Source organism: Sphingopyxis sp. GC21, from assembly GCF_025727575.1.
GTDB classification, from domain to species: domain Bacteria; phylum Pseudomonadota; class Alphaproteobacteria; order Sphingomonadales; family Sphingomonadaceae; genus Sphingopyxis; species Sphingopyxis terrae_A.
Map to the genome: position 1 here is coordinate 67,874 of NZ_CP095845.1, position 12,558 is coordinate 80,431.

10 protein-coding genes are annotated in these 12,558 nt (G+C 65.0%); 8 read left to right on the forward strand and 2 right to left on the reverse strand.

The annotated features are described in order from the left end of the window. The first annotated feature begins 26 nt into the window (after positions 1–26). Entirely contained in the window at positions 27–449 is a 423-nt protein-coding gene (locus tag MU856_RS00310; protein WP_263588169.1) for an ExbD/TolR family protein, read from the forward strand. Positions 450–491: 42 nt separating this feature from the next. Here the strand turns inward: MU856_RS00310 and MU856_RS00315 are convergent, their stop codons facing one another. Both MU856_RS00315 and MU856_RS00320 read right to left on the reverse strand, forming a co-directional pair. Beyond that, positions 492–1,031, reverse strand: coding sequence for a DUF1993 family protein (locus MU856_RS00315; RefSeq protein WP_186401235.1), 540 nt, complete (start codon positions 1,029–1,031; stop codon positions 492–494). A gap of 2 nt (positions 1,032–1,033) precedes the next feature. Beyond that, on the reverse strand, positions 1,034–2,836 hold the full coding sequence (locus MU856_RS00320; RefSeq protein WP_062901105.1) for an ABC transporter transmembrane domain-containing protein: 1,803 nt from the start codon (positions 2,834–2,836) through the stop codon (positions 1,034–1,036). Between the two features lie 383 nt (positions 2,837–3,219). On the opposite strand from MU856_RS00320, the gene MU856_RS00325 reads away from it, so the two are divergent. The 7 genes from MU856_RS00325 (at position 3,220) to MU856_RS00355 (ending at position 12,476) form a co-directional block, all read left to right on the forward strand. Next, positions 3,220–4,440, forward strand: a complete 1,221-nt coding sequence (locus MU856_RS00325; RefSeq protein ID WP_263588170.1) for a polyhydroxyalkanoate depolymerase — start codon at positions 3,220–3,222, stop codon at positions 4,438–4,440. Positions 4,441–4,571: 131 nt separating this feature from the next. Further along, the gene (locus MU856_RS00330; protein WP_234179174.1) at positions 4,572–6,386 is read left to right on the forward strand and encodes an ABCB family ABC transporter ATP-binding protein/permease; all 1,815 of its coding nucleotides are present in this window, start codon (positions 4,572–4,574) and stop codon (positions 6,384–6,386) included. 782 nt (positions 6,387–7,168) lie between these two features. Continuing rightward, entirely contained in the window at positions 7,169–8,815 is a 1,647-nt protein-coding gene (gene ybaL / locus MU856_RS00335; protein WP_234179173.1) for a YbaL family putative K(+) efflux transporter, read from the forward strand. Positions 8,816–8,876: 61 nt separating this feature from the next. Further along, positions 8,877–10,652, forward strand: coding sequence for a DNA helicase RecQ (recQ, locus tag MU856_RS00340; RefSeq protein WP_062901101.1), 1,776 nt, complete (start codon positions 8,877–8,879; stop codon positions 10,650–10,652). A 75-nt stretch (positions 10,653–10,727) separates the two neighbouring features. Further along, a complete protein-coding gene (locus tag MU856_RS00345) occupies positions 10,728–11,156 on the forward strand; it encodes a TIGR01244 family sulfur transferase (protein ID WP_003043089.1) in 429 nt (142 codons plus the stop codon). A 2-nt stretch (positions 11,157–11,158) separates the two neighbouring features. Further along, positions 11,159–11,566 carry a hypothetical protein gene (locus tag MU856_RS00350; protein ID WP_062901100.1) on the forward strand — a complete coding sequence of 136 codons (408 nt, stop codon included), beginning with the start codon at positions 11,159–11,161 and terminating at the stop codon, positions 11,564–11,566. Continuing rightward, entirely contained in the window at positions 11,559–12,476 is a 918-nt protein-coding gene (locus MU856_RS00355; RefSeq protein WP_062903030.1) for a sterol desaturase family protein, read from the forward strand. The genes MU856_RS00350 and MU856_RS00355 overlap by 8 nt, the downstream gene beginning before the upstream one ends. Positions 12,477–12,558: the final 82 nt, after the last annotated feature.

Genomic DNA, 12,558 nt, shown 5'->3' on the forward strand with positions numbered 1-12,558 from the left:
GCTCCCGATGGACAGGGAGAGACAGAATGCGTCGACGCCGCAGCATCTTTCGCGCCGATCCGAACGGCAGCCCCGACATCAACACCACGCCGCTGATCGACGTCATGCTCGTAATGCTGGTGATGTTCGTCATCACCATTCCGCCGCCGACGCACAAGGTCGATGTCACGCTGCCCGCCGGTCCGGCGCCTTTCGAAGTTCGCGACCAAAATCGCGTCAGCATCGACACCAGCGACATCATTCGCTGGAACGGCAACGCCGTCGACCTCGCCGAACTGGGCCAACTGGTGAAGGCAGCGTCCGAGCGGGCGGTTCCGGCAACGCTGCTGTTCGAACCCGACGCGCAGGCGCGCTATCTGCGGGTCGATCAGGCCATCGGCGCGATCCGTCGCAACGGGGGCAGCAAGATCGCGTTTCCCGGCATTCAGCGGTACGGCGGTCTGGTCTGACTTACAGCCCCCTGCGCGGGTATCCGATGTCGGGCGCGCCGGTCAGGCGGCCGGCGCTGTGCCGGGGCGTAGATGTTGCATCATATAGCCGGCATAATCGGCCTTGCCGAGCGGTACCCCAAGATGACGCATGACGGCATAGGCCGCGACGACGTGGAAGTAGAATTGCGGCAGCGCCCAGTCGCGAACATAGGTCGCGGCGGTAAGGTCGAAGACCATGCCGTTGGGCAGATCGAAGCTGACCGGTCGATCATCGTCCTCGCCGAGCGACGCGGGGTCGATCGTATCGAGAAAAGTCAGCGTGCGCGCGATCTGATCCTGCATTTCCGCAAAGTCCGCGGCGTCATCGGGGAAATCGGGGCCGCCCGATGCACCGAGCCGGGCAAGCCCGCTGACGGCCTGGCCGCAGGCGAAACGGATCTGCGTCGGCAAGGGAAACATGTCGGGGGCCAGCCGGCCGGCGGCGAATTGCAGCTCACCCACGGCATTGTCGGCACCCCATGTTTGCGCCTTTGCAAGCTGCGCCGAGAGCGCGCCGAGCGCATTGACGTAGGCGGGAACGGTCAGATCATAGAGCGACATCGCTATTTCTCCATCACGGCTGCCTGATCGGCGGCAAGATTATCCTGGAACTGCAGGCGCGCGAGCCGTGCATAGAGCCCGTCGGCGGCGACGAGATCGTCGTGGCGACCTTCCTCGACGATACGGCCTTCGTCCATCACGATGATGCGATCGGCGGCGCGGACGGTCGCGAGGCGGTGCGCGATGACGACGGTGGTGCGGTCGTGCATCAGCGCCTCGAGCGCATCCTGAACGAGTTTTTCGGACTCGGCGTCAAGCGCCGAGGTGGCCTCGTCGAGTAGCAGTAGCGGCGCGCGGCGGAGCAGCGCGCGGGCGATTGCAACACGCTGACGCTGGCCGCCCGACAGGCGGGCGCCCCCTTCGCCCATGAAAGTATCAAGGCCATCGGGAAGCTTGCGCAGAAATTCTTCCGCATTGGCCGCGCGCGCGGCGGCCCATAGCTCGTCGTCGGTGGCCAGCCAGTTGCCATAGCGCAGATTGTCGCGCGCCGACGCCGCGAATATCACCGTTTCCTGCGGCACCATCGCGATCCGGGCGCGCAGGTCGGCGGGGTCGAGCTCGGGCAGCGCGACGCCGTCGAGGCGGATTTCGCCGCCTTGCGGATCGTAGAAGCGCTCGGCGAGCTGGAAGAGCGTCGATTTGCCGGCACCCGAGGGGCCCACGATCGCGACCGTTTCGCGCGCGCGAATGGATAGGCTGAAATCGTGCAGCGCGGGCGCGTCGGGGCGCGTCGGGTAGCGGAATTCGACATGATCAAATTCGAGCGTACCGGTCGCGGTCTCCGGCAGAGCGCGAGGGGCCGGCGGCGGGGCAATGCTCGGCTCGGCGATCAGCAGTTCATTGAGGCGTTCGGCGGCACCGGCCGCGCGAAGCAGATCGCCATAGACTTCGGTCAGCGCGCCGAACGCACCCGCGACAAGGCCGCCGGTCAGGACGAAGGCGGCAATGGTGCCGCCCGTGATCGTGCCCGCGGCCACGCCTTCGGCCCCGTACCAGAGCAAAGTGGTGATGGCTCCGAACAGCAGCCCGATAACAATCGCGGTCATCGTAGCCCGGAGCCGGATGCGGCGTTTGGCGGTGGCGAAATTGGCTTCGACGGCGCTGGTGAAGCGTTCGGCCTCGCGCGTTTCCTGCCCGAAGGCCTGGACGATCTTCATTGCGCCGAGCTGTTCGGCCGTGGTTGCACCGATGTCGGCGACGCGATCCTGACTTGAGCGCGAGACGTTTTGCAGGCGGCGCCCGAGCAGCACGATCGGCATGATGATGATCGGGATGCCGAGCAGAATCCCGCCCGTAAGTTTCGGCGAGAGCGAGAAGAGATAGGCAATCCCGCCGATCCCCATAACGGTATTGCGCAGTGCGACCGAAACCGTGGTTCCGACGGTCTGTTCGATGATCGCCGTGTCCGCCGTCATGCGCGAGGCGATTTCTGAGGGGCGGTTTTCTTCGAAGAAGCCGGGGGCCAGGCGCAGAAGGTTACGCTGCACCGCCTCGCGGATATCGGCGACGGTGCGTTCGCCGAGCCAGCTCACGAAATAGAAGCGGAGCGCCGTCGCAATCGCGAGGATGAGAACGATCACGTAGAAGAACCGGAAATGCGGGCTGACATCGCCGCCGCCGGCGACGAAGCCCGAATCGATCATCTCCTTGAATTGATAGGGGATCGCGAGCGTTGCGATCGCCGCGATGCCGAGCGCGATCGCCGCGATCAGCAGCTGGAGCGGATAGCGGCTGGCATGATGCCAGACCATGCGCAGGCTCGATAGCTTGCGGGGTGGGTTCGGTTTATCGGATTTGGTCGCCATTGATCATCGCCCTAGCAGCCGCGCCGATGCCGCTCAACGATGCAGAATGGCGATCTGCTTCAAGGACCATGAAGCCAGGCTGCGTAAAGGGAGCGCGGGGCCGGATTGCCCGCGTGCCCTGCGGCTCAGTGATTGTCGAGTTGCGCGCCGGCACCGCACGCAGGCCCGCCTGCGTGATGCGATAGGGCATGCCGCTGCGCGAAGCGATGAAGCCGCGGCGGCGGAAGGTGCTCGAACAGGCCGAGGCCGCCGCTGTCCCGGAATATTATCCATCAGGCGCCGCGCAATGATTTTGATGCATTGCACAATGGCGATGTTGCCCTAGACTGTGCTCCAACAGGGATGCCGGAAGAGCGCCCGACCGGACGCAAGGAATTCAGATTATGCTGTACCACGCTTTTGACATGCAGCGCAGCTGGCTCGCGGGCGCGAGCGCATTGGCGACCGCGGGCGCGCAGGTCATCCAGCATCCCGCCAATCCGCTCGGCTATTTCAGCGCGAGCCCGATGTTCGCCTCGGCGCTCGAGGTCTTTGCACACGCCTCGGCGCCGCGCGGCAAACCGGGGTTCGAACTGTACGAGACGCTCGTCGATGGCGAGACGCTGCGCGTCGATGAAGCGATCGAGGCGCGCAAGCCCTTCGGCCAGCTCAAGCATTTCCGGCACGCGGCAAGCGTCGGCAAGCCCAAGCTGCTGATCGTCGCGCCGATGTCGGGCCATTATGCGACGCTGCTTCGCGGCACGGTCGAGCGGATGATCCCCGACCATGATGTGTGGATCACCGACTGGCGCGATGCCCGCAATGTCCCGCTCGAAGCGGGCAAATTCGATCTCGATGACTATATCGACTATCTGATCGGCTGGCTCGAGCATATCGGGCCGGGTGCGCATATGCTCGCCGTGTGCCAGCCTTCGGTTCCGAGCCTCGCCGCCGCAGCTGTCATGGCGGCCGACAAGCACAAGTGCCGCCCGCGCACGCTGACGATGATGGGCGGGCCGATCGACACGCGCAAGGCGCCGACCGCGGTGAACCAGCATGCGACGACGCGGCCTTATGCATGGTTCCAAGAAAATGTGATCGCAACGGTTCCGGCCTGGTATCCGGGCGCCGGGCGCCGCGTCTATCCTGGCTTCCTGCAGCTTGCCGGCTTCATGTCGATGAACCTTGGCAATCACATGATGAGCCATTGGGAAATGTTCAAGCATCTGGTCGACGGTGATGGCGAGAGTGCGGACAAGACCAAGGAATTCTATGACGAATATCGCGCCGTCTGCGACATGACCGCCGAATTCTATCTCCAGACGGTCGATGCGGTTTTCCAGCGCCATCTGTTGCCCAAGCGCGAATTCGAGCATCGCGGCAAGATCGTCGACCTTGGCAAGATCGACGATATTGCGCTGCTCGCGATCGAAGGCGAGCGTGACGATATTTCGGGGATCGGCCAGACCAAGGCGGCGCTGACCCTCGCCACCGAACTGCCGACCGCCAAGAAGAAATATCTGATGGCAAAAGGCGTCGGCCACTACGGCATCTTCAACGGCCGCAAGTGGCGGGAAGAGATTGCACCGGTCGTCGAAAAATGGATTCGCGCCAACGGCGGCTGACAGGATGCCCGCTCGCCCGATTCCCGTGATCGGGCGGCGGCGGACCGGAATCACGCGCCTTTCACGCAAAAGGGAGCATTGTCTTCGCCCATGCTTGGCGAAGCGGGACCGGCGCCCTACATGGAGCGCTCATGCCGCCTGACACCGCTTCTTCCGCCAGCCCGCGCAGCGAGCCGCCGATCCTGGCGACGCTGCGGCGCTTCCTGCCCTATCTTTGGCCGGCGGGGCATCGCGAGCACAAGTTGCGCATTATCGGGGCCGGGCTGCTGGTGCTGGCGTCAAAGGCGGTGCAACTGTCGATGGGCTTCGTCTATGGCGCAGCGATCAACCGTATGGCGCCGGGGATGCAGGAAGGCATCGCGCTGACCATCGGGCTGGTCGTCGCCTATGCCGGCGCGCGCTTTGCCGGGGTGCTGTTCGACAATCTGCGCAATGTTGTTTTCGAACGCGTCGGGCAGGATGCGACGCGCGAACTCGCGATCGCCACCTTCACTCACCTGCATGCACTGTCGCTGCGTTTCCACCTCGCGCGGCGGACGGGCGAGGTGACCAAGGTGATCGAGCGCGGAACCAAGAGCATCGACACCATGCTCTATTTCCTGCTGTTCAATATCGCGCCGACAATCATCGAACTGACCGCGGTCATCGTCATCTTCTGGACCAAATTCAGCCTCGGCCTTGCCGCGGCGACTGCGCTGATGGTCGTCGTCTACATCGCCTTCACGCGCAAGGTGACCGACTGGCGCACCGCGCTCAGGATGCGAATGAACGACCTCGACACGCTGACCGTCGGGCGCAGCGTCGACAGCTTGCTCAATTACGAGACGGTCAAATATTTCGGCGCCGAGGAGCGCGAGACGGCGCGCTACCGCGAGGTTGCGGGCCAATATGCGAGCGCCGCGGTCAAAAGCGAGAACAGCCTCGCCTGGCTCAATATCGGGCAGAGCTTCATCACCAATGCCGCCATGGCGGGGGCGATGGGCTACACGGTGTGGGGCTGGTCGCGCGGCATCTTCGCGGTCGGCGACGTGGTGCTCGTCAACACGCTGCTCGCGCAGCTTTTCCGTCCGCTCGACATGCTCGGCATGGTCTATCGCACGATCCGCCAGGGGCTGATCGACATGGAGGCGATGTTCCGCCTGATCGACACGCCGAGCGAGATCACCGACGCGCCGGGCGCCCCCGCGCTGCACGTCGCGGGCGGTGCCGTGGCGTTCGAGAATGTCGTCTTCGGCTATGAGGCCGACCGCACCATTTTGAACGGCGTCAGCTTTGCGGTGGGCGCAGGCGAGACGCTGGCTATTGTCGGCCCTTCGGGCGCGGGCAAATCGACGATCGCGCGGCTGCTCTTTCGCTTCTACGATCCGCAGGGCGGCCGCATCCTGATCGACGGGCAGGACATCCGCGCGGTAACGCAGCAGAGCCTGCGCGCCGCAATCGGGATCGTCCCGCAGGATACGGTGCTGTTCAACGACAGCATCGGATATAATATCGCCTATGGCCGCGCCGATGCGCACGTCGAAGAGATCGCCGAGGCCGCGAAGGGCGCGGCGATCGATGGCTTTATCGCGATGCTGCCGCAGGGCTATGAGACCGAAGTCGGCGAGCGCGGGCTCAAATTGTCGGGCGGCGAGAAGCAGCGCGTCGCGATCGCGCGCACCCTGCTCAAGAATCCGCCGGTCCTGATCCTCGACGAAGCGACGAGTGCTCTCGACAGCCGGACCGAGGCGGCGATTCAGGACACGCTCGAACGGATCGCCGAACGGCGCACGACGCTGGTGATCGCGCATCGCCTGTCGACCGTCACGAGCGCCGACCGCATCATCGTTCTCGATCGCGGCCGCGTCGCCGAAACGGGAACTCACGACCAACTGCTCGCGATGCGCGGCCTCTACGCCGACATGTGGGCGCGTCAGCAGGCCGAAAAGGAAGAGGGCACGGTTTAGGCTGGGAGAATGGAAGTCGGGCGGATGCTTTCGAGCGGGAGGGGAATTTCTGGTCTATCCTGATCCGTTCGCATCGAGCTCTTCGACGGCCCTCGCAGGCGCTCAGCACAGCCTTCGGCGTTTGGCCGAAGTCGAGATGCTCCTCGGGCTAGGCGTCGCGCCGATGGGTGTCTCGGCTTCGCTCGAAACGAACGCGATAATAGGTTCGACGGCTAGCGACCGATTGCGGACGCTCAGTTGGTAGTTACCTCAAGCGGAAAGCTGAAGCTCTGCTTCTCTCGGCGAACTGGCGAACGCGTATCCAAGCCCTCAATGTGCTTTGCCCATTTTAGAAGCCGTGGAAGTGCTTTGGTTAGCAGGCGGGCATTGATGGCGTTTGCAGAGCCTGATTCCACCGCTTTGCAGTAAATCCAGATAAAGTCTCCTGACCGACCGGACCAACTGCCATCAGGATAGTAATTGGCTTGTAGGACGGCCTCGAACTTGTCCCATCTTGTAAATTCCACCCTTAGCTGTAGCCCGCTCTCCAAGACTGCCCTTTCAAGCTCTGATGGCTTCAAAGGATATGAGCGACCCTTAGGCAACTTGTCCTTCCGCGACTCCAATTGCCTATCCTTCCGTTTTTACGCTTGTCTATGTCAGCTTTCTGCATCGCTATCGGAAAAGCAGACCGGCTGAAACCCACCTCAAAGCGGCCATTCCTACACGCGACTAAGCCCTAAAATGCAACAAAATCGCTTGAGTTGCTTGACCATGCGCATTCGCGGCTTTTACGCTGCCCTATGCCGCATGACACAAGCTTGATCGGAACCGTCGTCGCGGGCCTTGTGGTCGCATTTCTGATGGGGGCGCTGGCGCATCGGCTGCGCATTTCGCCAATTGCGGGCTATCTGCTGGCGGGCGTGCTTGTCGGGCCGTTCACGCCGGGTTTCGTCGCTGACACTGGGCTGGCGCTCCAGCTTGCGGAGATTGGCGTGATCCTGCTCATGTTCGGGGTGGGCCTTCATTTCTCGCTCAAGGATCTCTTGTCGGTGCGCCGGATCGCGGTGCCCGGAGCGATCGTGCAGATTGCTGCCGCGACCGCGCTCGGGACCGCGCTGGGTCTGTGGCTCGGCTGGTCGTTCGCCGGCAGCCTGATCTTCGGTCTGGCGCTGTCGGTGGCGAGTACCGTTGTTCTGCTGCGCGCCCTCCAGGCGCGCAACATGGTCGAGACCGAAAAGGGGCGGATCGCGGTCGGCTGGCTGATCGTCGAGGATCTGGCAATGGTGCTGGCGCTCGTCCTGCTTCCCGCGATGTTCGGCGCGCGCGGCGACGAGGGCGGCGCGGGGGACAGCGCCGCCTTGCTTCAGTCGGCAGGGATCGTCTTTCTGAAGGTTGCGGGTTTTGTCGCGATGATGCTCGTCCTCGGGCGCCGTATCCTGCCGTGGGTACTGCACTGGGTCGCCCATTCTGGCTCGCGCGAGCTGTTCCGGCTCGCGGTACTGGCGACCGCGCTCGGGGTCGCCTTCGGTGCTGCGGTGATCTTCGATGTCAGCTTCGCGCTGGGCGCCTTTTTTGCCGGAATGATTCTGGGCGAGACGCAGCTTTCGCGGCGCGCTGCCGAGGAAACGCTGCCGCTGCGCGACGCCTTTGCGGTCCTCTTCTTCGTCTCGGTCGGCATGTTGTTCGACCCTTGGGTGCTGATCGAGCATCCGGTACCGGTGCTCGCGACCGTTGCGATCATCATCGTGGGCAAATCGCTCGCGGCCTTTGCCATCGTGCGCGCCTTCGGTCATTCGACGCAGACCGCGCTGTCGATCTCGGTCAGCCTGGCGCAGATCGGCGAATTCTCCTTCATCCTCGCCGGGCTGGGGGTGGGGCTCAAGGTCATGCCTGACATGGCGCGCGACCTGATCCTGGCGGGGTCGATTCTGTCGATCCTGTTCAACCCGATCTTCTTCACGCTCGTCGTTCGCCGTGTGCGCGCCGAGCATCTTCCCGATATTGCCGAAGAAGCGGCCGCGTTGCCCGCGGCTGAGCCGTCACGCACCGTGCTGATCGGCTTCGGCCGCGTCGGCAGCCATATCTGTTCCCTGCTCTGTTCGCGCGGCGAGGCGCTGGTGGTGATAGAAGATCAGAAGGATATGGCCGCCGCCGCCGGCGCCGCGGGGGCGACGGTGATCGTCGGCGACGCGACCAAGGAAAGCGTTCTGCGCCAAGCGAAGATCGACACCGCCGCGACGCTGCTGATCGCCATCCCTGAAGGCGTCGAGGCGGGCGCGATCGTGCGGCGCGCGCGGGCGATCAACCCACAGCTGGTCATCGTAGCGCGAGCCCATTCGGACGAGGAGGTGGGCGATCTCGTCCGCCGCGGCGCCGACCATGTGGTGATGGCGGAACGCGAAACCGCGACGCGGATGGCCGAACGCGCGATGCTGGCCAGAGCCTGAGCGCCGGCAAAGGCGCGGTTGGGGTTTCCCTCGATCCCGATCTTCCCTATCGCCCCGAGCGATGTCTCCCGACGCTCTTCTCCCCCTGCTCAAATCCACATTCGGTTTCGACGCCTTTCGCGGGCGACAGGCCGATGTCGTTGCGCGGGTGATGGCGGGCGCGCATACGCTGGCGGTGATGCCGACGGGCGCCGGCAAGTCGCTGACCTACCAGCTTCCAGCTGTCGCCCTCGACGGCTGTGTCGTCGTCGTATCGCCGCTGATCGCGCTGATGCACGATCAGCTGCGCGGTGCGCGTGCGGCGGGGATTCGCGCCGCCAGTCTCACCAGCGTCGATGCCGATTTCGCCGACACGCGTCAGGCCTATCGCGACGGACAGCTCGACCTCCTCTACATCGCGCCCGAACGGGCAACGGGGGAGGGGTTTCGGTCGCTGGTGGCGGCGCGTGCGCCCGCGCTGTTCGCGATCGACGAAGCGCATTGTGTTTCGGAATGGGGGCATGATTTCCGCCCCGACTATCGCCTGCTCCGCCCGCTGCTCGACGCCTTTCCAGCGGTGCCGCGGCTCGCGCTGACCGCGACGGCCGACAAGCACACGCGCGAGGATATATTGGTCCAGCTCGGCATCCCCGCCGAAGGGCTGATTCTCGCGGGTTTCGACCGACCGAACATTCGCTATCGCATCGCGCCGCGCGGCGCGCCGGCAAAACAGCTTACCGAATTCATCGCCGCCAATCCGGGACCCGGGATCGTCTATTGTCCGACGCGCGACGGGACCGAACGGATGGCCGCGAAGCTCGCCGCCGCCACCGGGCGCAGCGTCGCCGCCTATCATGCCGGGCTCGATCCCGAACGGCGCGCGCGGGTGCAGCATGATTTCGTCGCTTCGGAAGATGGCATCGTCACCGCGACGGTCGCCTTCGGCATGGGGATCGACAAGCCCGACGTGCGCTTCGTTGCGCATGCCGGGCTGCCGAAATCGATCGAGAGCTATTATCAGGAGACCGGGCGCGCGGGGCGCGACGGCGATCCCGCCGAGGCGTTGATGCTGTGGGGCGCCGAAGATTTCGCGCGGGCGCGGATGCGGCTGGGCGATTTGCCCGAAGGCCGGCTGGCGGGCGAGCGCGCCCGGCTCAATGCGCTCGCGGCGCTGGTCGAGACGGTCGAGTGCCGCCGCGCGCTGCTGCTGCGCCACTTCGGCGAAAACCCGCCGCTGCGCTGCGGCAATTGCGACAATTGCATCGACCCGCCGAAGCAGGTCGATGCGACGGTGCTGGCGCAGAAGCTTTTGTCGGCGGTCTATCGAACCGGGCAAAGCTATGGCGCGGGGCATGTCGAGGCGGTGCTCACCGGGCGGCGTGACGAGCGCATCGCCGCGCGCGGCCATGACAAATTGTCGGTGTTCGGCATCGTCGAGGGGGAGGATGCGCGGCTGATCAAACCGCTGGTGCGCAGCCTGATGGCGCGCGAGGCGCTGGCCGCGACCGAACATGGCGGGCTGATGTTCGGCCCCACCGGGCGCGCGGTGATGAAGGGCGAGGTGCCCGTACTGATGGCCGAGCCGCCCGCGCGCCGCCTGTCGCGCGCCGGGCGCGGCGACGGCGCGGCGGCGAACCCGGTCGGAGACCCGCTGTTCGATGCGCTGCGTGCGACGCGGCGCGATCTCGCGAGCGAGGCGGGCGTGCCGCCCTATGTGATCTTCCACGACGCGGTGCTGCGCGCGATGGCGAGCGAGCGTCCCGCCTCGCGCAGCGACCTTGCGTCAATTCCCGGCGTCGGCGCCAAGAAGCTCGAAGCGTGGGGCGATGCCTTTCTGGAGGTGATCCGGCGGTTCTAGGAAAGATCGTTATCGCCCGACCTTGTTGCCACCTTCACGCTTGTCAGCAATCGGCGCAGGTTTATAGATCGCGGCATGAGCGACTTTCGAGCCTTGACCCCGACCTATTCGGTCGCGCCGCAAATCAGCATCGAGGACGTCGCCGCGGCGAAGGCGGCTGGCTTTGCGATGATCGTCAACAACCGCCCCGACGGCGAGGACCCGGGTGCGCCGCAGGGCGATGCCATCGCGCATGCCTGCGCCGCCGAGGGAATGGCCTATGCCGCCATCCCGATCGGCCATTCGGGGTTCAGCCATCCGCAGCTCGACGCGCTCGATACGCTGCTGGGCGATGCAACCGGGCCCGTGCTCGCCTATTGCCGGTCGGGCACGCGCTCGACGCATTTGTGGGCGCTGACGCGCGCGCGGGCCGGCGACGATATCGACATGCTGTGCGATGCGGCCGCGAACGGCGGCTATGATCTGTCGGCGCTGCGGCCGATGATGGACGCGCTCGCAGGTTAGCCATGACGGTGAGCGACCTCATCCAGCTCGCGGGATCGCTGGTGGCGGTCTTGTTCGTCGCCTGGCTGGTCAAGCGCATGGGTCTGGGCGCTGATCCGCGGATTGCCGACGCCGCTCATGCGATCCGCCTTGCCGACGAGGCCGAGACGGGGTTCGGAGGGGTAGAGGTCGCGCGCGACCGCGCGGGCTTTGCGGCGATCGTCCGCAACGCCGCCGGTCAGATGATGCTGGTGCGTGCGCACGGCAATCATTTCGCGGCGCGGCCGGTCGATGCCGCCGTGGTCGGGCGGCTCGACAAGGATTTCCTGACATTGACGATGCCCGAGCGAAGCTTCGGGTCGGTGACGCTGCAACTCGGGAAAGAGGCGGGCGTCTGGGCGGCGCGGATGCGGGATGTGGCGCATGGATGATCTTCCCAACCCGGTGACCTATGCGGTGCCCGCCTTCATCCTGCTGCTGATCGCCGAGATGATCGTGTCGCTGCGCCGCGACAAGAGCCGGTACGAAACGCGCGACACGCTGACCTCGCTTCTGCTTGGTACCGGTAGTCAAGTGGCCGGTGCAGCGGTCGGCGCGGCGGTCGTCGGCATGGCGGTGTGGGTCTATCAATTCCACCTGTTCGACATCGGCATCGCGCTCAAACAATGGTGGTGGGCGTGGATCCTCTGCTTCGTCCTCGACGATCTGGCCTATTATGCCTTTCATCGCAGCGCGCACCGCGTCCGCTGGTTCTGGGCGAGCCATGTCATCCATCATTCGAGCCAGCATTATAATCTGTCGACCGCGCTGCGGCAGACCTGGACCGGCTTTTTCAGCCTGGCTTTCCTGTTCCGTCTGCCGCTGTTCCTGATCGGCTTTCCACCCGCGATGGTCTTCTTCTGCGGCGGGCTTAACCTGATCTACCAGTTCTGGATTCACACCGAGGCGATCGGGCGGATGCCGCGCTGGTTCGAGGCGGTGATGAACACGCCATCGCACCACCGCGTCCACCACGGCGTCAACCCGCGCTACCTCGACGCCAACTATGCCGGGGTCTTCATCGTGTGGGACAGGATGTTCGGCAGCTTCGTTCCCGAACGCGACGACGATCCGGTTCGCTATGGCATCGTCAAACAGCTCGGCAGCTTCAACCTTTTGTGGGCGGCGGTCCACGAATGGGTCGGGATCGCCAAAGACGTGTGGAGCGCGCCGTGGCGGCACAAGCTGTCCTATATCTGGCGCGAACCCGGCTGGAGCCACGACGGCAGCCGGATGACCAGCGCCATGATCAAGGAGCGATGGGCAGGGGGGCGCCCCGCCGAGGAGCCGGCTGCGGAATAGTCCTCGCCCGCCGCGACAACGCGCTTGCCTCGCGGGCTAATGACATTCATGTAAGTCGCAATTGACCACCGATCGGGTGGCG